Source organism: Streptococcus porcinus (assembly GCF_900475415.1).
GTDB lineage: Bacteria > Bacillota > Bacilli > Lactobacillales > Streptococcaceae > Streptococcus > Streptococcus porcinus.
In genome coordinates this window covers 1574936-1593805 of the sequence record NZ_LS483388.1, presented here as the reverse complement: position 1 = coordinate 1593805, position 18870 = coordinate 1574936, and the positions used below count along the sequence as shown (strand labels likewise).

The following is an 18870-nucleotide window of genomic DNA, read 5'->3' as shown; positions in this document are numbered from 1 at the left end:
AATGAAAAAATTTCAATTCTTTTTATTAGTTGAGTGTATGCTTTTAGCCATGGGAATTATGACCATTTTGGCAAATAATGTAACTAGCTTTATTTTTATCTTAGTTATTATTTTATTAGCATTACGATTTTATAATCAAGATAGTCGAAACAATTTTCTGTTAACAGTGAGCCTATTATTACTTTTCTTGATTTTTATGTTAAATCCCTACATTATTCTTGCGGTTTTATTTGGGATTATTTATGTTTTTATTAACCATTTTTCACAAGTCAAAAAGAAAAATCGATATGCCTTAATCCGTTTTAGTGAAGATGGAATAGATGTCAAACAAACCAAACATCAATGGATTGGTTCGGCAACTTACGAGAGTGACTACTATGCCTTTGATGATGTCAACATTATACGTGTTAGTGGTAATGATACAATTGATTTGACGAATGTTATTGTGACTGGTCAAGATAATATGGTTATGATTCGAAAAGTCTTTGGTAATACAAAAATTTTAGTTCCAATAGATGTTGCAGTGACACTAGAAGTATCTTCTATTTATGCAACTATTTCTTTTTTAAAGACACATGAATATGATTTGCGTAATGAGTCCATCAAGTTGGGCTGTGATAAAAGTGCAGATAGTCTTAAAAAAGTTAAAATTATTGTCAACACCATTGCAGGAAATGTTGAGGTGAGCAGACGATGAAAAAACGTTACTATCTACTAATTTGGCTCTATTCAACTATCACTATCTTAACCATTGTTTTTGTAGTCATGGATAATTTAGGCTTGGATTTAAACTATTTACGCTTGAATATTTGGCGGGCGGAAAAACTTTTTTTCTCTGTTTTGTTACTCATTGTCTCAGTCACATTATTGTTATTACTTCTTTGGATTACATTAGATGACATTAGTAAGAGAAGTATTAATCAGAATTTACGTCGTATTATAGATAATAAGTCACTTAAACTAGAAGAGACATCAGAAATAAATATAAATCTAATCCGGCTTTCTAAAAAAATGTTTCATATGACCAATAGCTTACAGAAAAAGGAAAGTGCCTATATCTTAGATAGTCAAAATATTGTACATCGTGAACGTAAACGAATCGCGCGCGATCTGCATGATACTGTAAGTCAAGAACTATTTGCATCTTCTATGATTCTTTCGGGAATATCCATGAGTATAGATGACTTGGAAAAAGAAGAACTAAATACACAAATACAAACAGTAGAAGCAATGCTGCAGAATGCTCAAAAGGATCTAAGAGTCTTGCTATTGCATTTACGGCCAACAGAATTAGCAAATCGCACCTTAACTGAAGGGATACAGATGATTCTCAAAGAGCTGACAGATAAGAGTGATATAGAAATTATTTATAAAGAAAATATAAAATCATTACCAAAAGCTATGGAGGATAATCTCTTTAGAATTGCACAAGAATTTATAAGTAATACGCTAAAACATGCTAAAGCTAGCCGCATTGAATTATACCTCAATCAAAGTAAAAATGAAGTACAATTGAAAATGGTTGATAATGGTGTGGGGTTTGATATGGACGAAGTTCGAAATCTAAGTTATGGTTTGAAAAATATAGAAGATCGGATTGATGATTTTGCTGGATCACTTAATGTAATCAGTGAACGCGGTAAAGGTGTTTCAATGGATATTCGATTACCATTAGTTGCGGAGGGAAAAAATGGATAATATTAAGGTAATCTTAGTTGATGATCATGAAATGGTGCGTTTAGGATTAAAAAGTTTTTTAAACATGCAAAAGGACATCACGGTTGTTGCCGAAGCTTCAAATGGACGACAAGGAGTTAAGCTAGCGCTTGAGATACAACCTGATGTAGTGGTGATGGATCTTGTTATGCCAGAATTAGGTGGGGTAGAAGCCACGCTTGAAATTTTACAGAAATGGTCAGAAGCTAAAATTTTAGTGCTCACATCTTATTTGGACAATGAAAAAATTTACCCTGTTATCGAAGCGGGAGCAAAAGGCTACATGTTAAAGACATCAAGTGCTGCAGAAATACTCAATGCTATTCGTAAAGTAGCTAAAGGTCAGCTGGCAATTGAGACAGAAGTAGATAAAAAAATTAAAGCTCATAATCAACATCCAGATTTACATGAAGAATTGACGGCTCGTGAATATGATATCTTATACCTTTTGGCTAAGGGTTATGATAATCAAACGATTGCAGATGAACTTTTTATATCCTTGAAGACAGTTAAGACTCATGTTTCCAATATTTTATCTAAACTTGAAGTTGATGATCGAACGCAAGCAGTAGTCTATGCTTTCCGACACCACTTAGTGCCACAAGACGACAATTAGTGGTATAATGGTATCTGTTAACGGAGGGAAAAGATGGACGCAAAAACGAAATATAAAGCAAAGAAAATAAAAATGGTTTTCTTTGATATTGACGATACCCTAAGAATAAAAGATACTGGCTATATGCCAGAAACGATTCAAAAAATCTTCAAAGAACTAAAAGCAAAGGGCATTCTGACTGGTATTGCTTCTGGTCGTGCACGATACGGTGTCCCTCAAGAGGTTCAAGAACTACATGCTGATTACTGTGTTAAGTTGAATGGGGCTTATGCTAAAGATGATCTGAAAAATATTATCTTCCAAGCACCTATTCCTGATGAAATCGTAATGAGATTCAAAGAGTGGGCTGATGCTGTGGGAATCAACTATGGGATGGCAGGCCGCCATCAAGCTGTACTATCAGAAAGAAATGACTTAGTCAGCAAGGCTATTGATCCTGTGTATGCAGATTTAGAAGTTTGTCCGGATTTTAACGAAAAGCATGATGTTTACCAAATGTGGACCTTTGAGGATCAAGGAGATGCATTGCAACTACCTGATGATTTGGCCGAACACTTACGACTGGTTAGATGGCATGATAATTCATCAGATGTTGTTTTAAAGGGGACATCAAAAGCATTAGGTGTTTCAAAAGTAGTTGATCATCTTGGCTTAAAGCCTGAAAATATTTTAGTTTTTGGGGATGAGTTGAACGATTTAGAATTATTTGATTATGCTGGAATCAGTATTGCAATGGGGATATCTCATCCCTTATTGCAGGAAAAAGCTGATTTTGTTACAAAAAAAGTAGAAGAAGATGGCATTTTATATGCATTGGAGGAATTAGGTTTGATTGAAAAAGAATTACACTTTCCGCAAGTAGGTTTAGATACTGTTCAGGGACCAAAAGCTATTATTAAAACGAATCATGGCGATTTGCAAGTACAACTCTTTCCTGAACACGCTCCTAAAGCAGTGGCTAATTTTATTGGCCTTGCAAAAGAAGGTTATTATGATGGTATCATTTTCCATCGTATTATTCCCGATTTTATGATTCAAGGTGGAGATCCAACAGGAACAGGAATGGGAGGGCAATCTATCTATGGAGATAGTTTTGAAGATGAATTTTCAGATGAGCTTTATAATCTCCGCGGTGCTCTTTCGATGGCAAATGCTGGACCAAATACTAATGGTAGTCAATTCTTTATTGTTCAGAACAAGAAAATTCCATATGCTCAAAAAGAATTAGAACGAGGAGGTTGGCCGGCACCTATTGCAGCTTCTTATGCTGAAAAAGGTGGAACTCCTCATCTAGATAGACGACATACTGTATTTGGCCAATTGCTTGATCAAGCTTCGTATGACGTGTTGGATACCATAGCTGCTGTTGAAACTGGTCTGCAGGATAAGCCTAAAGAAGATGTGGTCATTGAGACAATTGAGGTTTTAGATTAATGAAAATAGGCGACAAATTTCATGGGACTATTACAGGAATCAAACCCTATGGCGCTTTTGTTGCCCTAGATAATGGGACAACAGGTCTCATCCATATTTCAGAAATTAAAACAGGCTATATTGATAATATTCATGACATACTAGCAGTAGGTGATGCGGTTGATGTACAAGTCGTTGATTATGATGAGTTCAACCAAAAAGTTAGTCTTTCCATGAGAACATTAGAAGAAGAGAAACATCAATTATCACACCGCCATCGTTTTTCAAATAGTCGATTAAAAATAGGCTTTAAGCCACTAGCTGCTAATTTGGATCTTTGGATAAAAGAAGGATTAGAACATTTTAAACATTAAAAACAGGTGCCTTGACAGATGGCACCTGTTTTTTTAATTGAATTGATAAAGCGCAGTGGAGAGATAGCGTTCCCCATTATCTGGAAGTAGCGCGAGAACTTTTTTGCCCTTACCTAATTCTTTAGCTAGGGACAAAGCCGCATAGATGGCAGCGCCAGATGAAATTCCCACCAAGAATCCCTCGTTAGCTCCGACCAAACGACCTGTTTTAAGGGCATTATCAGAGCTTACTCGAATAATGCTGTCATATGTGTTAGTGTCTAGGATTTCAGGAATAAAACCAGCAGATATTCCCTGGATTTTATGCGGAGCAGGTTCTTGCCCTGACAAGACAGCTGATTCATCAGCTTCAACGGCATAAATTTTAAGTTCAGGCATAACTTTTTTTAGCGCATGGGAAACTCCTGTTATGGTTCCGCCAGTACCAACTCCCGCAACAAAGGCATCTAGGCCGATTTCTTTGAAAACTTCAAAAATCTCTTGACCAGTTGTCTCTTCGTGAATTTTAGGATTGGCTGGGTTAGTGAATTGTGATGGAAGCCAGCCTCCAATTTCGGTTGCTAAAGTTTGAGCTTTAGCAATAGCTCCTTTCATTCCTTCAGAACCTGGGGTAAGAACTAATTCAGCTCCATAAGCTTGAATCAACTGGCGACGTTCTAGACTCATAGTTTCAGGCATAACAATAATAACTTTGTACCCTTTTGCAGCTCCGACCCAGGCTAAGCCAATACCAGTATTTCCGCTAGTTGGTTCAATAATGGTGTCACCTGGTTTAATGATTCCCTCTTGTTCAGCAGCATCAATCATTGCAAGAGCAATACGGTCTTTAACACTAGAACCTGGGTTAAAAGATTCGAGTTTAACATAGACATCAGCTGATTCTTTGTCAGCTAAATGTTGTAATTTAATGATTGGAGTTTGACCAACCAGTTCTGTAATATTGTTGTATAGTTTAGACATATTATTTTCCACCTTAATTATATACTAATTCTAAACATAGTATATGGCCTAACTCGTACGATGTAAAATAGAATTATTTTATTACCTTGATAGATGAAATATATCAGAGGACTTAAATAGGTATTTCAACAACTTGAGAGTCAACCGCTTCAAAAGAAATCTTGCCTTGATAGAATTCTGAGAGCTCTTGAATCAGTTTAGATTGAAAATCGAAATCGCAAAAGAGTGTTGTTGAGACTTGATCAGTAAAAGTAGTATGCTGTTCGACTAATCCGTAGGTTTCTATAAAGTTAGTAAAAACTTGATACTGAGAGTAACTTAAGTGAACGCGCAGACCAACTTGTTCTTTTACTATGATTTGTTGCGAGTTATCTAATGTTGCAGCTGTTACTGAAGAGTAAGCTCTTATGAGGCCGCCAGTTCCTAATTTAATCCCACCAAAATAGCGCGTGACAACCACTAAAATATTAGTTAAGCCCTGCTTTTCTAGGATAGAAAGGATAGGTAGTCCGGCAGTACCAGATGGTTCACCATCATCACTTGAACGTTTTATTTGTGCATTCTCGCCGATGATCATAGCAGAACAAGAATGATTAGCCTTGTAGTGTTCTTTTTTTATGTTTGCTAAAATTGCTTTGCCTTCTTCTTCACTTGAAATGCGAAAAACCTGACCAATAAAACGTGATTTTTTAATTACCTCTTCGAAATAACCATTTGCTTGTATTGTTTTGTAAGATTCCATAAGAAAAGTTTACAGTAAAAACAGCATTTTGGCAAAATATCTCGAATAGATAAGTATGGAACATTTAGAGAATTTATATGGTCGCATATTTACAGCTAATCAAATTAGCTATGAAGCACGAAAGATTGCAAGAACTAAAGATAGTTTTGAGTGTGACGGTAAGGATTATTATTGCGGACGTTGTTTTACTAAAGCCGATAAGGATCACTTACTGCCTAATGGACACTACTATTGCAGAAGGTGTTTAATTTTTGGCCGAGTGCAAAGTCATGACAAGCTCTATTATTTCCCTGCTCAGCCATTTCCTAAAGGGAATTATCTCAAGTGGAAAGGAGCTTTAACACCTTATCAAGAAAGTATTTCTAAACAATTGGTTGAAAATTATTATTTAGAAAAACGGAGCTTGGTCTATGCTGTTACAGGAGCAGGTAAAACAGAGATGATTTATAGAATTATCAAAGAAGTAGTTAATAGCGGGAAATGGGTGGCTTTGGTCAGTCCGAGAATTGATGTCTGTATTGAAGTTCATAAGCGCTTAAGCCGTGACTTCTCATGTCAGATTGTTTTGATGCATGCAGAGTCAGAAAGTTATCATAGAGCTCCGCTCGTTATTGCAACAACTCATCAATTATTGAAGTTTTATAAGGCATTTCATTTGATTATTATTGATGAGGTAGACTCTTTTCCATTTGTTGATAACCCACTTCTAAATCGTGCTGTTATGTCAGCGTTGACAGAGGAAGGTCGATTAATCTATTTGACAGCTACCTCCACAAAGTTTCTAGAGAGGGAAGTGATAAATGGTAAACTGACCAAAATAACTCTACCCAGACGATTTCATAGTAATCCTTTGATAGTACCTGATTTTCAATTGATTTTTAATCTTCAAAGATATTTGGATAGGGATAAACTCCCTCATAAGCTATTTTCTGCCATACAAAAACAGACTACTTTTCTCTATCCACTTTTGATTTTTTTTCCTATCATAGAGAAAGGTCAGAAATTCTATGAAACTTTAGTAAAAATATTTCCTAGTCACAAAATAGGTTATGTAAGTAGCCAAACTATTAAACGTAAAGAATTGATTGAGAACTTTCGTCGAGGGGAGTTATCAATTCTTGTTACGACTACGATTCTAGAAAGAGGTGTTACGATTCCTAGTGTGGATGTCTTTGTAATATTAGCGCACCATCATCTTTTTACCTCTTCAAGTCTCATTCAAATAGCTGGGCGGGTTGGGAGATCTGTCGATCGCCCAACTGGTAAAGTGATCTTTTTTCATGAGGGAGTGAGCTCTGCTATGTATAGAGCAAGAAAAGAAATAAGAGGCTTAAATAAGGAAGCTTATGGGCTATAATTGTCTTTTATGTGGAAATTGTGTTGAACACAGTTATTCTCTCTTAGAAATTATTTTTTTTATGAAAAAGGAACCAATAACATGTCACTCTTGTCAAAATAAGTTTAAACGAGTAGACCAAAAACATTGTCCATCTTGTTTTAAATCTGGATCAGCTAAATTATGTAATGATTGTATTGAGTGGAGTAAAAAGGGATATACGGTTAGGCATCATGCCATATTCAAATATAACAATTACATGAAAGCGTATTTTTCAAGTTACAAATTTCAAGGGGATTATTTACTTAGAACTATTTTTGCCCAACCATTCCTAGAAGCAGTGCGAAAAAACTATAAGGAATATGTACTAATACCAGTTCCGGTCAGTCCAGAGAGGAAAGAAATAAGAGGTTTTAATCAAGTAACAGCAATATTGGAAGCAGCAGGTTGTCAATTTTCACCAATAGTTAGTAAAGTTGAAAATGAACACCAATCTCAGAAAAATAAAGTCCAACGTTTAAGGAGCACTAATAGCTTCTATATTAATGAACTGGCTAAAAAAGTTCAAAAAAATCAAAAATTGTTAATTATTGATGATATTTATACTACTGGAACAACTATAAAACATGTTAGAGACGTACTTATTATTGAAGGTTTTACTAATATAAAAAGTTTCAGTATTGCACGCTAAAACTTGCAAATTTTCATGAAAACGGTATAATAGTATTAAAGAAAGCGCTTCATGCGTTAGGAAAGAGGTATCTTATGATTAAATTTAGTATTCGTGGAGAAAATATTGAAGTAACAGATGCAATTCGCGACTACGTTGAATCTAAGCTTGCTAAAATTGAAAAATATTTTGTTGAAGAAAATGAAATAGATACTCGTGTCAATCTTAAAGTTTATCGTGAAAAGACTGCTAAAGTTGAAGTAACTATTTTACTAGGTTCAATGACTCTTCGTGCAGAAGATGTCTCACAAGACATGTATGGATCAATCGATTTAGTAGTTGATAAGATTGAGCGTCAAATTCGTAAAAATAAAACTAAAATCGCTAAAAAACATCGTGAAAAGATTCCAACTGGTCAAGTTTTCACAAGTGAATTTGAATCAGAAGAGGTTGAAGAAAGTCCGGTTGTCAAAGTTGTCCGTACTAAAAATGTTACACTTAAACCAATGGATATTGAAGAAGCGCGTTTACAGATGGAACTCCTAGGTCATGATTTCTTCATCTATACAGATTCTGAAGATGGTGAAACAAATATTCTTTACCGTCGTGAAGATGGAGATTTAGGCCTTATTGAGGCAAAATAAAAGAGAAAAATAGCAGGAAGATTTCCTGCTATTTTTTTATCACCACCTAAGGGAAATGAAGATAAGAATGTTAAAAAATGATGTAAAAGAACAATTGAAAATAAACTGAAAAAAGTTATTGACAAAGCAGGAGATAGCTGATAGAATAAAATAGTTGTCTCGTAAGAGATGCAAGACCTTTGAGAACTGAATAAGACAAGAAAAACCAAACGTGAGGGTGATATGCAAGACATATTACCCGTCAAGCAAAAGCAATAAATCTGTCAGCGACAGAAAGAACGAGAAAGTTCAAACTAAAATGAGAGTTTGATCCTGGCTCAGGACGAACGCTGGCGGCGTGCCTAATACATGCAAGTAGAACGCAGAGGACAGGTGCTTGCACCAGTCTAATGAGTTGCGAACGGGTGAGTAACGCGTAGGTAACCTACCTTATAGCGGGGGATAACTATTGGAAACGATAGCTAATACCGCATGAAAGTAGAAGACCCATGTCATCTACTTAAAAGGGGCAACTGCTCCACTATGAGATGGACCTGCGTTGTATTAGCTAGTTGGTGAGGTAAAGGCTCACCAAGGCGACGATACATAGCCGACCTGAGAGGGTGATCGGCCACACTGGGACTGAGACACGGCCCAGACTCCTACGGGAGGCAGCAGTAGGGAATCTTCGGCAATGGGGGGAACCCTGACCGAGCAACGCCGCGTGAGTGAAGAAGGTTTTCGGATCGTAAAGCTCTGTTGTTAGAGAAGAACGGTAATGGGAGTGGAAAATCCATTACGTGACGGTAACTAACCAGAAAGGGACGGCTAACTACGTGCCAGCAGCCGCGGTAATACGTAGGTCCCGAGCGTTGTCCGGATTTATTGGGCGTAAAGCGAGCGCAGGCGGTTTGATAAGTCTGAAGTTAAAGGCTGTGGCTTAACCATAGTTCGCTTTGGAAACTGTCAAACTTGAGTGCAGAAGGGGAGAGTGGAATTCCATGTGTAGCGGTGAAATGCGTAGATATATGGAGGAACACCGGTGGCGAAAGCGGCTCTCTGGTCTGTAACTGACGCTGAGGCTCGAAAGCGTGGGGAGCAAACAGGATTAGATACCCTGGTAGTCCACGCCGTAAACGATGAGTGCTAGGTGTTAGGCCCTTTCCGGGGCTTAGTGCCGGAGCTAACGCATTAAGCACTCCGCCTGGGGAGTACGACCGCAAGGTTGAAACTCAAAGGAATTGACGGGGGCCCGCACAAGCGGTGGAGCATGTGGTTTAATTCGAAGCAACGCGAAGAACCTTACCAGGTCTTGACATCCTTCTGACCGGCCTAGAGATAGGCTTTCTCTTCGGAGCAGAAGTGACAGGTGGTGCATGGTTGTCGTCAGCTCGTGTCGTGAGATGTTGGGTTAAGTCCCGCAACGAGCGCAACCCCTATTGTTAGTTGCCATCATTAAGTTGGGCACTCTAGCGAGACTGCCGGTAATAAACCGGAGGAAGGTGGGGATGACGTCAAATCATCATGCCCCTTATGACCTGGGCTACACACGTGCTACAATGGTTGGTACAACGAGTCGCAAGCCGGTGACGGCAAGCTAATCTCTTAAAGCCAATCTCAGTTCGGATTGTAGGCTGCAACTCGCCTACATGAAGTCGGAATCGCTAGTAATCGCGGATCAGCACGCCGCGGTGAATACGTTCCCGGGCCTTGTACACACCGCCCGTCACACCACGAGAGTTTGTAACACCCGAAGTCGGTGAGGTAACCATTTAGGAGCCAGCCGCCTAAGGTGGGATAGATGATTGGGGTGAAGTCGTAACAAGGTAGCCGTATCGGAAGGTGCGGCTGGATCACCTCCTTTCTAAGGAAATGGAAGACGTTTGGTCTTGTCTTATTTAGTTTTGAGAGGTCTTATTTAAGTTATGAGAACGTTAAGAAATCTGTATGAAAAAGATTTTAGTTTGAATACAATTAAGCTTCACGTAATAGAATAGTACCACCACTAATAATGTAACAACCAGTTTATTAGTCGGGGCCTTAGCTCAGCTGGGAGAGCGCCTGCTTTGCACGCAGGAGGTCAGCGGTTCGATCCCGCTAGGCTCCATAGGATATAAGTCCACCTAAACTTAATAATAAGTGAAGTTGAACACGCAACTAACTTCCTAGGAAAATAGATAATCTTCCTTGTGTGCAAGCACACTGTGTCAGAATCCTAATTTTCTACAGAAGTTTCGCTAAAGCGAGCGTTGCTTTGTATCCTAAACATAGTCCATTGAAAATTGAATAACTATATCAAATTCCACGATCATTAAAATGATTGTAGAAAAGTAACAAGAAATAAACCGAAAAAAAGATAAACGCGAACATATTAAAAAAAATAAGAAGGTCGAAAGACTGGAATAAGGTTAAGTTAATAAGGGCGCACGGTGGATGCCTTGGCACTAGAAGCCGAAGAAGGACGTGACTAACGACGAAATGCTTTGGGGAGCTGTAAGTAAGCGCTGATCCAGAGATGTCCGAATGGGGGAACCCACTAACTAATGGTTAGTATCCATGACTATAAAGGTCATGAGAAGGAAGACGCAGTGAACTGAAACATCTAAGTAGCTGCAGGAAGAGAAAGCAAACGCGATTGCCTTAGTAGCGGCGAGCGAAACGGCAGGAGGGCAAACCGAGGAGTTTACTCCTCGGGGTTGTAGGACTGCGACGTGGGACTTTAATTTAATAGAAGAATTACCTGGGAAGGTAAGCCAAAGAGAGTAATAGCCTCGTATTTAAAATTGAATTGAGCCCTAGCAGTATCCTGAGTACGGCGAGACACGCGAAATCTCGTCGGAATCTGGGAGGACCATCTCCCAACCCTAAATACTCTCTAGTGACCGATAGTGAACCAGTACCGTGAGGGAAAGGTGAAAAGCACCCCGGGAGGGGAGTGAAATAGAACCTGAAACCGTGTGCCTACAACAAGTTCGAGCCCGTTAATGGGTGAGAGCGTGCCTTTTGTAGAATGAACCGGCGAGTTACGTTATGATGCGAGGTTAAGTTGAAGAGACGGAGCCGTAGGGAAACCGAGTCTTAAGAGGGCGAAATAGTATCATGATGTAGACCCGAAACCATGTGACCTACCCATGAGCAGGTTGAAGGTGCGGTAAAACGCACTGGAGGACCGAACCAGGGCACGTTGAAAAGTGCTTGGATGACTTGTGGGTAGCGGAGAAATTCCAAACGAACTTGGAGATAGCTGGTTCTCTCCGAAATAGCTTTAGGGCTAGCGTCGATGTTAAGTCTCTTGGAGGTAGAGCACTGTTTGGGTGAGGGGTCCATCCCGGATTACCAATCTCAGATAAACTCCGAATGCCAAGTAGATATAATCGGCAGTCAGACTGCGAGTGCTAAGATCCGTAGTCGAAAGGGAAACAGCCCAGACCACCAGCTAAGGTCCCAAAATAATTGTTAAGTGGAAAAGGATGTGGGGTTGCACAGACAACTAGGATGTTAGCTTAGAAGCAGCTATTCATTCAAAGAGTGCGTAATAGCTCACTAGTCGAGTGACCCTGCGCCGAAAATGTACCGGGGCTAAAACAATTTACCGAAGCTGTGGATTACTAGTAATAGTAATGGTAGGAGAGCGTTCTATGTGTGAAGAAGGTATACCGTGAGGAGTGCTGGAACGCATAGAAGTGAGAATGCCGGTATGAGTAGCGCAAGACAGGTGAGAATCCTGTCCACCGTAAGACTAAGGTTTCCAGGGGAAGGCTCGTCCGCCCTGGGTTAGTCGGGACCTAAGGAGAGACCGAAAGGTGTATTCGATGGGCAACAGGTTGATATTCCTGTACTAGTATGTATAGTGATGGAGGGACGCAGAAGGCTAACTAAAGCGTGCGAATGGAAGAGCACGTCTAAGCAGTGAGGTGTGGTATGAGTCAAATGCTTATACCTAATACATTGAGCTGTGATGGGGAGCGAAGTTTAGTAGCGAAGTTAGTGATGTCACACTGCCAAGAAAAGCTTCTAGCGTTTAAATACATACTACCCGTACCGCAAACCGACACAGGTAGTCGAGGCGAGTAGCCTCAGGTGATCGAGAGAACTCTCGTTAAGGAACTCGGCAAAATGACCCCGTAACTTCGGGAGAAGGGGTGCTGTCAGCGATGACAGCCGCAGTGAATAGGCCCAAGCAACTGTTTATCAAAAACACAGCTCTCTGCTAAATCGTAAGATGATGTATAGGGGGTGACGCCTGCCCGGTGCTGGAAGGTTAAGAGGAGGGTTTAGCGCAAGCGAAGATCTGAATTGAAGCCCCAGTAAACGGCGGCCGTAACTATAACGGTCCTAAGGTAGCGAAATTCCTTGTCGGGTAAGTTCCGACCCGCACGAAAGGCGTAATGATTTGGGCACTGTCTCAACGAGAGACTCGGTGAAATTTTAGTACCTGTGAAGATGCAGGTTACCCGCGACAGGACGGAAAGACCCCATGGAGCTTTACTGCAGTTTGATATTGAGTATCTGTACCACATGTACAGGATAGGTAGGAGCCATTGAGAACGGGACGCCAGTTTCGTTAGAGGCGATGTTGGGATACTACCCTTGTGTTATGGCTACTCTAACCCAGATAGGCAATCCCTATCGGAGACAGTGTCTGACGGGCAGTTTGACTGGGGCGGTCGCCTCCTAAAAGGTAACGGAGGCGCCCAAAGGTTCCCTCAGATTGGTTGGAAATCAATCGCAGAGTGTAAAGGTATAAGGGAGCTTGACTGCGAGAGCAACAACTCGAGCAGGGACGAAAGTCGGGCTTAGTGATCCGGTGGTTCCGCATGGAAGGGCCATCGCTCAACGGATAAAAGCTACCCTGGGGATAACAGGCTTATCTCCCCCAAGAGTTCACATCGACGGGGAGGTTTGGCACCTCGATGTCGGCTCGTCGCATCCTGGGGCTGTAGTCGGTCCCAAGGGTTGGGCTGTTCGCCCATTAAAGCGGCACGCGAGCTGGGTTCAGAACGTCGTGAGACAGTTCGGTCCCTATCCGTCGCGGGCGTAGGAAATTTGAGAGGATCTGCTCCTAGTACGAGAGGACCAGAGTGGACTTACCGCTGGTGTACCAGTTGTCTTGCCAAAGGCATCGCTGGGTAGCTATGTAGGGAAGGGATAAGCGCTGAAAGCATCTAAGTGCGAAGCCCCCCTCAAGATGAGATTTCCCATGATTTTATATCAGTAAGAGCCCTGAGAGATGATCAGGTAGATAGGTTAGAAGTGGAAGTGTAGTGATACATGTAGCGGACTAATACTAATAGCTCGAGGACTTATCCAAAGATAAGAAATAATAGACAGACGTTTATTGACAAAGAGGTAGAGTTCTTGATAAGATATAGTTATTCAATTTTGAGTGGACTAAGATTAGAGTTCAATCATAAGTTAAGTGACGATAGCCTAGGAGATACACCTGTACCCATGCCGAACACAGCAGTTAAGCCCTAGAACGCCTGAAGTAGTTGGGGGTTGCCCCCTGTTAGATACGGAAGTCGCTTAGCTTTAATCCGCCATAGCTCAGTTGGTAGTAGCGCATGACTGTTAATCATGATGTCGTAGGTTCGAGTCCTACTGGCGGAGTCTTTAGAGGTAGGAATTTTCCTATCTTTTTTGATTTATGGTTAACAAAGGAAGCACCCTTAGCTCAACTGGATAGAGTACCTGACTACGAATCAGGCGGTTAGAGGTTCGACTCCTCTAGGGTGCATTGTGATAGAAAAAGAACATGGTAGGCACTGTACCCATGTTCTTTTTCTTTATGATCGTATTAGTTAAATAGTTTATTATAAAATAAACCGATATGTTACCGGCTGTAAAAAATAAACTATTTACTCCTGTCGGAATAATCTCTAGTTCTGTGTTTGCCACCGTCTATGACTGTTAATTATTCATAAATATGTCTAAACTTCTTAACGTGACATCAATGTCATGTTCTTTTTTGTAACTTTCTTTTACAATATGACTATTATTTTGAAAGAAGGTGTTACTAAAAAGTCTATGTATAATATTGAATTAAATGAATTATTTAGCCATGTAAAGCCAATTATTTTTAAGTTAATGCGGAGCTACTTTATTCAACTATGGGAAACTGATGATTGGCTACAAGAGGGACGTCTAGTTCTATATAATCTTATTGAAAGTAATCCTGAGTTAAGAAACAATCAAAAAAAGTTATTTGTATATTTTAAAACTAAATTTTCATCCCACATAAAAGATACCATTCGTCACCAGGAATCATTCAAACGAAAATTGAATCGCTTACCATATCAAGAAATTAGTGAAGTTTCCCATCGGATACCTGAAAAGGGTCTTGTCCTTGATGATTTTGTTGCTTATCAGTCAATTATTGAAGAATTGAAGCCGTATTTAACTACCAAAGAAAAAAGTCAATTTAAAGCATTGTTAAGAGGAGAGCGCTTTTCTGGGCGAAAATCTTTACTACGTAAGTTAAAACCATTCTTTATAGATTTTCAATAGGTTAATAAAATAGCGGTGAGATACTTATTTTTGGATGATTGAAATACATACTTTTACTTTCTATTATGGTATAATGAGTAGTAATAACTATTTTGGAGATAAAATGAGTATTGACGATTATAGGCCGACCTACATGGTAGAAGCAGTATATGATTTAAGAGCGAATGACTTGTTAAGAGAAGGAATTTCAGCCGTCTTAGTGGATTTAGATAATACCCTCATCGCTTGGGATAATCCTGATGGAACGGCGGAAGTAAGAGCTTGGTTAGATGAAATGACTATCGCAAATATTTCAGTGGTTGTGGTTTCTAATAATAATCATCGGCGTGTGGAAAGAGCAGTTGCTCGTTTTGGTGTGGATTTTATTAGCCGTGCGATGAAACCTTTTTCACGAGGGATCAAGATAGCAATGGAGCGTTACGGTTTCAATCCTAATGAAGTTATCATGGTTGGTGACCAGTTAATGACTGATATTCGAGCAAGTCATAGAGCTGGTATCCGTTCAGTGCTTGTAAAACCATTAGTAGCATCTGATGCATGGAATACAAAAATAAATCGTTTTCGTGAAAAACGGGTTTTTGCAAAATTGGAAAAGAAATATGGTAAATTAACTTACCAAAAAGGAATTTAATGGAAGAATTATTTTGTATAGGTTGTGGAGTTAAGATTCAAACCGAGAATAAAGAGGAGATCGGATTCACCCCTCAAGTTGCTGTAAAAAAAGGGATGGAGACAGGCGAGCTTTATTGTCAGCGCTGTTTCCGCTTACGTCATTATAATGAAATTTCAGATGTGCAAATTTCAGATGATGACTTTTTGACGTTATTACATGAAGTTGGAGATAGCGATGCTCTAGTGGTCAATGTAGTTGATATTTTTGACTTCAATGGCTCAGTTATACCAGGTTTGTCTCGTTTTGTTGCTGGCAATGACGTCCTTTTAGTTGGGAATAAAAAGGATATCTTACCCAAATCCACAAAAGACAGCAAGGTTAACCAATGGTTGTTGGAAAGAGCACACGAAGAAGGTTTGAGACCAATTGATGTTATGTTAACAAGTGCACAGAATAAATATGCTATTAAGGAATTGATTGCCTTAATTGATAAGTTTCGCAGGGGTCGAGATGTCTATGTGGTTGGAGTAACAAACGTTGGTAAGTCAACCTTGATAAACGCTATCATTCAAGAAATTAGTGGTAATAAAAACATCATTACGACATCGCGTTTTCCCGGTACTACGCTTGATAAGATAGAAATTCCATTGGAAGATGGAACATATATATTTGATACACCAGGTATAATTCACCGTCATCAGATGGCACATTATCTTTCTGCTAAAGACTTAAAATATATTAGTCCTAAAAAAGAAATCAAACCAAAGACCTATCAGTTAAATGCAGGGCAAACTTTATTCTTAGCTGGTCTTGGTCGTTTCGATTTTATTTCAGGGATAAAGCAAGGCTTTACAGCTTACTTTGATAATAACCTAGCTTTGCATAGAACGAAACTTGAAGGAGCAGATGCTTTTTATCATAAACACAGAGGTAGCTTATTAATTCCACCTGATAATGAAAATAGAGATTTTCCAGAATTAATAAATTATGAATTTTTTATTGATAGCAAAATGGACTTGGTATTTTCTGGATTAGGATGGATCTGTATTAATGGGAGTAAGGAAAATCCTGTAAAAATTGCAGGATGGGCCCCGAAAGGTGTGGCTGTCATGACGCGTAAAGCCATTATTTAAAAATGTGGTAGAATTTACTATTATAACTCATAAAATTGACGCAAAATAAAGGAAATAAGATGTTAACAAGTAAACAAAGAGCTTTTTTGAAAGCAGAAGCACACAGTTTAAAGCCAATTGTTCAAATTGGTAAAAATGGTTTAAATAATCAGGTTAAGACAAGCGTGAGACATGCTTTAGATGCAAGAGAGTTGATCAAAGTAACTCTTTTACAAAATACGGATGAGAACATTCACGACGTTGCAGAAACTTTAGAAGATGAAATTGGATGTGAAACGGTTCTAAAAATTGGACGGATTCTAATTCTTTATAAGGTATCTGCAAAAAAAGAAAATCGGAAACTCTCACCAAAAGTAAAAGATATTTAATATACCTAACATAAAATATTACCTATTTTGTTTGATTTATTCTTAAGGTTGGCATTTTGGAGAAATAATGGCTTTAGAACTCGTAACACCTTTTACAAAGGTTGAATTAGAAATTGAAAAAAAAAATATTAACAGAAAACAGGTTGGAATACTTGGCGGGAACTTCAACCCGATTCACAATGCGCATCTAGTAGTCGCAGATCAAGTACGTCAACAGTTAGGTTTAGATCAGGTTTTATTAATGCCTGAATTCAAGCCACCTCATGTTGATACAAAAGAGACAATTGATGAAAAATATCGTTTAGAAATGCTTAAATTAGCTATCAATTCAGCTGAGGGATTAGCGATTGAAACAATTGAATTGGAGCGTAAAGGAATTTCCTATACTTATGATACGATGGCACTCCTTAAAGAGAAGAATCCTGAAGTTGATTATTATTTTATAATCGGAGCTGATATGGTTGATTATCTCCCTAAGTGGCACCGAATTGATGAATTGGTCCAAATGGTTCAATTTGTAGGTGTACAAAGACCTAAATACAAGGCTGGTACTTCTTACCCAGTTATTTGGGTAGATGTACCTTTAATGGATATTTCGTCCAGCATGATTCGGGATTTTATTAAGAAAGGGCGTCAACCAAATTATTTGATGCCTCAATCAGTACTTAATTATATTCAAAAAGAAGGGCTCTATCAATGAGTTATCAAGATTATCTTCCTTATACGCGTGAGCAACTATTGGAAAAAATTGCTTCACAGATGAGTGAAAAAAGGTTTAAACATGTACTAGGTGTTGAAAAGGCAGCAGTAAAACTTGCTGAAAAGAATCAGTACGATTCTGAAAAAGCAGGATTAGCTGCGCTTTTACATGATTATGCCAAAGAATGTCCTGATCAACTCTTTAAAGATTTAATTAAAAAATATGATTTAGACCAAGATTTATTACAGTGGAATAATAATGTTTGGCATGGTTTGGTTGGTATCTATAAAATTCAAGAAGATTTACAGATATGTGATCCCGATATTTTAAAAGCAGTTGCCATTCATACTGTTGGAGCTAAAGACATGTCTTTACTTGACAAAATTCTCTATGTAGCTGACTATATAGAAGAGGGAAGAGACTTTCCTTTAGTTGATCAGGCAAGACACATAGCTAATGAGAATTTAGATAAGGCAGTGGCCTTTGAAGCGGTTAATACAGTAGCCTATCTAGCAAGTAAGGCAGTCCCAATATACCCGCAAACAATTGAGACTTATAATGCCTTTTGCCACTACTTGAGAGAAGCTTAAGCCCTATATAACTAGTAGCTTATCCCATACTTCTATGGAAGTATGCAGGGGGAGACGTAGGGAAAGTGCTTGTTTTCAAAGATTTAATGAAATAAAGAAAGAACAAACATTTATATGAAAAAAGAAGAACTGTTAAATATTGTCGTTAAAGCAGCTGATGAAAAACGAGCTGAAGATATTTTAGCACTTGATTTAGAAGGCTTAACTAGTCTGACAGATTACTTTGTGATTACAAGTGCAACGAACAGTCGCCAATTGGAAGCAATTGCGGACAATATTCGTGAGAAAGTCAAAGAAGTTGGCGGCGATGCTAGCCATGTTGAAGGCGACAGCACAACGGGGTGGATTCTTTTAGACCTTAATGATGTCGTTGTTCATATCTTCTCTGAAGAGCAACGTTACCATTATAATTTAGAGAAATTATGGCATGATGCATCTATTGTAGATGTATCAAGTCAATTGGTTTAAGATAAAAAAATAACAGTCTGTTGTGGACTGTTTTTTAAAAA

The 18870-nt window shown here is 38.9% G+C and carries 17 protein-coding genes, 3 tRNA genes and 3 rRNA genes; 21 read left to right on the top strand and 2 right to left on the bottom strand.

Going from position 1 to position 18870, the window contains the following annotated elements:
- Position 1: 1 nt before the first annotated feature.
- Genes liaF through DQM45_RS07935 form a run of 5 tightly spaced genes read left to right on the top strand, consistent with a single transcriptional unit; the run spans position 2 to position 4119 of the window.
- The gene (gene liaF / locus DQM45_RS07955; RefSeq protein WP_003082835.1) at positions 2–697 is read left to right on the top strand and encodes a cell wall-active antibiotics response protein LiaF; all 696 of its coding nucleotides are present in this window, start codon (positions 2–4) and stop codon (positions 695–697) included.
- Positions 694–1698 (top strand): sensor histidine kinase, encoded by a 1005-nt coding sequence (locus DQM45_RS07950; RefSeq protein WP_003085144.1) that lies wholly within the window; start codon positions 694–696, stop codon positions 1696–1698. Before liaF ends, DQM45_RS07950 begins: the two co-directional genes overlap by 4 nt.
- Positions 1691–2332, top strand: a complete 642-nt coding sequence (locus DQM45_RS07945; RefSeq protein ID WP_003084661.1) for a response regulator transcription factor — start codon at positions 1691–1693, stop codon at positions 2330–2332. The genes DQM45_RS07950 and DQM45_RS07945 overlap by 8 nt, the downstream gene beginning before the upstream one ends.
- A 33-nt stretch (positions 2333–2365) precedes the next feature.
- Positions 2366–3766: a bifunctional Cof-type HAD-IIB family hydrolase/peptidylprolyl isomerase gene (locus DQM45_RS07940; RefSeq protein ID WP_003086028.1), complete on the top strand. Its 1401-nt coding sequence runs from the start codon at positions 2366–2368 to the stop codon at positions 3764–3766.
- Positions 3766–4119 carry a S1 RNA-binding domain-containing protein gene (locus DQM45_RS07935; RefSeq protein WP_003083428.1) on the top strand — a complete coding sequence of 118 codons (354 nt, stop codon included), beginning with the start codon at positions 3766–3768 and terminating at the stop codon, positions 4117–4119. Before DQM45_RS07940 ends, DQM45_RS07935 begins: the two co-directional genes overlap by 1 nt.
- A 33-nt stretch (positions 4120–4152) precedes the next feature.
- On the opposite strand, the gene cysK is transcribed toward DQM45_RS07935, so the two are convergent.
- Together cysK and DQM45_RS07925 are read right to left on the bottom strand one after the other, a co-directional pair.
- Positions 4153–5079, bottom strand: a complete 927-nt coding sequence (gene cysK / locus DQM45_RS07930) for a cysteine synthase A (protein WP_003085481.1) — start codon at positions 5077–5079, stop codon at positions 4153–4155.
- A gap of 112 nt (positions 5080–5191) precedes the next feature.
- On the bottom strand, positions 5192–5821 hold the full coding sequence (locus DQM45_RS07925; RefSeq protein ID WP_003085293.1) for a YigZ family protein: 630 nt from the start codon (positions 5819–5821) through the stop codon (positions 5192–5194).
- Between the two features lie 55 nt (positions 5822–5876).
- Between DQM45_RS07925 and DQM45_RS07920 the strand changes: the two genes are divergently transcribed.
- From DQM45_RS07920 to rsfS, 16 genes are all read left to right on the top strand, one after another.
- Entirely contained in the window at positions 5877–7178 is a 1302-nt protein-coding gene (locus DQM45_RS07920; protein WP_003084125.1) for a DEAD/DEAH box helicase, read from the top strand.
- Complete coding sequence (locus DQM45_RS07915) at positions 7168–7848, top strand: ComF family protein (protein WP_003085727.1); 681 nt, start codon at positions 7168–7170, stop codon at positions 7846–7848. Before DQM45_RS07920 ends, DQM45_RS07915 begins: the two co-directional genes overlap by 11 nt.
- Before the next feature lie 74 nt (positions 7849–7922).
- Entirely contained in the window at positions 7923–8471 is a 549-nt protein-coding gene (gene hpf / locus DQM45_RS07910; RefSeq protein WP_003082693.1) for a ribosome hibernation-promoting factor, HPF/YfiA family, read from the top strand.
- Positions 8472–8765: 294 nt separating this feature from the next.
- Positions 8766–10314: ribosomal RNA gene (locus DQM45_RS07905) — 16S ribosomal RNA — on the top strand.
- Between the two features lie 170 nt (positions 10315–10484).
- A tRNA-Ala gene (locus tag DQM45_RS07900) sits at positions 10485–10557 on the top strand.
- A gap of 299 nt (positions 10558–10856) precedes the next feature.
- Positions 10857–13761: ribosomal RNA gene (locus tag DQM45_RS07895) — 23S ribosomal RNA — on the top strand.
- Between the two features lie 104 nt (positions 13762–13865).
- Positions 13866–13981 (top strand): 5S ribosomal RNA (gene rrf, locus DQM45_RS07890).
- Together the 16S, 23S and 5S rRNA genes with 3 tRNA genes alongside form the textbook arrangement of a ribosomal RNA operon.
- A 5-nt stretch (positions 13982–13986) precedes the next feature.
- Positions 13987–14060 (top strand) — tRNA-Asn (locus tag DQM45_RS07885).
- A 53-nt stretch (positions 14061–14113) separates the two neighbouring features.
- Positions 14114–14187: transfer RNA gene (locus DQM45_RS07880), tRNA-Arg, on the top strand.
- Positions 14188–14408: 221 nt separating this feature from the next.
- Positions 14409–14957, top strand: coding sequence for a sigma-70 RNA polymerase sigma factor region 4 domain-containing protein (locus DQM45_RS07875; protein ID WP_003084656.1), 549 nt, complete (start codon positions 14409–14411; stop codon positions 14955–14957).
- Between the two features lie 103 nt (positions 14958–15060).
- Positions 15061–15588 carry a YqeG family HAD IIIA-type phosphatase gene (locus DQM45_RS07870; protein ID WP_003086046.1) on the top strand — a complete coding sequence of 176 codons (528 nt, stop codon included), beginning with the start codon at positions 15061–15063 and terminating at the stop codon, positions 15586–15588.
- Positions 15588–16703 carry a ribosome biogenesis GTPase YqeH gene (gene yqeH, locus DQM45_RS07865; RefSeq protein ID WP_003085998.1) on the top strand — a complete coding sequence of 372 codons (1116 nt, stop codon included), beginning with the start codon at positions 15588–15590 and terminating at the stop codon, positions 16701–16703. The genes DQM45_RS07870 and yqeH overlap by 1 nt, the downstream gene beginning before the upstream one ends.
- Positions 16704–16762: 59 nt before the next feature.
- Positions 16763–17071: a ribosome assembly RNA-binding protein YhbY gene (yhbY, locus tag DQM45_RS07860; RefSeq protein ID WP_003083880.1), complete on the top strand. Its 309-nt coding sequence runs from the start codon at positions 16763–16765 to the stop codon at positions 17069–17071.
- 67 nt (positions 17072–17138) lie between these two features.
- A complete protein-coding gene (locus DQM45_RS07855) occupies positions 17139–17771 on the top strand; it encodes a nicotinate-nucleotide adenylyltransferase (protein WP_003084589.1) in 633 nt (210 codons plus the stop codon).
- Entirely contained in the window at positions 17768–18361 is a 594-nt protein-coding gene (gene yqeK / locus DQM45_RS07850; protein WP_003082685.1) for a bis(5'-nucleosyl)-tetraphosphatase (symmetrical) YqeK, read from the top strand. The genes DQM45_RS07855 and yqeK overlap by 4 nt, the downstream gene beginning before the upstream one ends.
- 114 nt (positions 18362–18475) lie before the next feature.
- The gene (gene rsfS / locus DQM45_RS07845) at positions 18476–18829 is read left to right on the top strand and encodes a ribosome silencing factor (protein WP_003085350.1); all 354 of its coding nucleotides are present in this window, start codon (positions 18476–18478) and stop codon (positions 18827–18829) included.
- Positions 18830–18870: the final 41 nt, after the last annotated feature.

What these genes read in the sequence shown, in the direction of transcription:
- liaF (WP_003082835.1), top strand. Translation starts at nt 2, where the DNA reads ATGAAAAAATTTCAATTCTTTTTATTAGTTGAGTGTATGCTTTTAGCC.
- DQM45_RS07950 (WP_003085144.1), top strand. Translation starts at nt 694, where the DNA reads ATGAAAAAACGTTACTATCTACTAATTTGGCTCTATTCAACTATCACT.
- DQM45_RS07945 (WP_003084661.1), top strand. Translation starts at nt 1,691, where the DNA reads ATGGATAATATTAAGGTAATCTTAGTTGATGATCATGAAATGGTGCGT.
- DQM45_RS07940 (WP_003086028.1), top strand. Translation starts at nt 2,366, where the DNA reads ATGGACGCAAAAACGAAATATAAAGCAAAGAAAATAAAAATGGTTTTC.
- DQM45_RS07935 (WP_003083428.1), top strand. Translation starts at nt 3,766, where the DNA reads ATGAAAATAGGCGACAAATTTCATGGGACTATTACAGGAATCAAACCC.
- cysK (WP_003085481.1), bottom strand. Translation starts at nt 5,079, where the DNA reads ATGTCTAAACTATACAACAATATTACAGAACTGGTTGGTCAAACTCCA.
- DQM45_RS07925 (WP_003085293.1), bottom strand. Translation starts at nt 5,821, where the DNA reads ATGGAATCTTACAAAACAATACAAGCAAATGGTTATTTCGAAGAGGTA.
- DQM45_RS07920 (WP_003084125.1), top strand. Translation starts at nt 5,877, where the DNA reads ATGGAACATTTAGAGAATTTATATGGTCGCATATTTACAGCTAATCAA.
- DQM45_RS07915 (WP_003085727.1), top strand. Translation starts at nt 7,168, where the DNA reads ATGGGCTATAATTGTCTTTTATGTGGAAATTGTGTTGAACACAGTTAT.
- hpf (WP_003082693.1), top strand. Translation starts at nt 7,923, where the DNA reads ATGATTAAATTTAGTATTCGTGGAGAAAATATTGAAGTAACAGATGCA.
- DQM45_RS07875 (WP_003084656.1), top strand. Translation starts at nt 14,409, where the DNA reads ATGTTCTTTTTTGTAACTTTCTTTTACAATATGACTATTATTTTGAAA.
- DQM45_RS07870 (WP_003086046.1), top strand. Translation starts at nt 15,061, where the DNA reads ATGAGTATTGACGATTATAGGCCGACCTACATGGTAGAAGCAGTATAT.
- yqeH (WP_003085998.1), top strand. Translation starts at nt 15,588, where the DNA reads ATGGAAGAATTATTTTGTATAGGTTGTGGAGTTAAGATTCAAACCGAG.
- yhbY (WP_003083880.1), top strand. Translation starts at nt 16,763, where the DNA reads ATGTTAACAAGTAAACAAAGAGCTTTTTTGAAAGCAGAAGCACACAGT.
- DQM45_RS07855 (WP_003084589.1), top strand. Translation starts at nt 17,139, where the DNA reads ATGGCTTTAGAACTCGTAACACCTTTTACAAAGGTTGAATTAGAAATT.
- yqeK (WP_003082685.1), top strand. Translation starts at nt 17,768, where the DNA reads ATGAGTTATCAAGATTATCTTCCTTATACGCGTGAGCAACTATTGGAA.
- rsfS (WP_003085350.1), top strand. Translation starts at nt 18,476, where the DNA reads ATGAAAAAAGAAGAACTGTTAAATATTGTCGTTAAAGCAGCTGATGAA.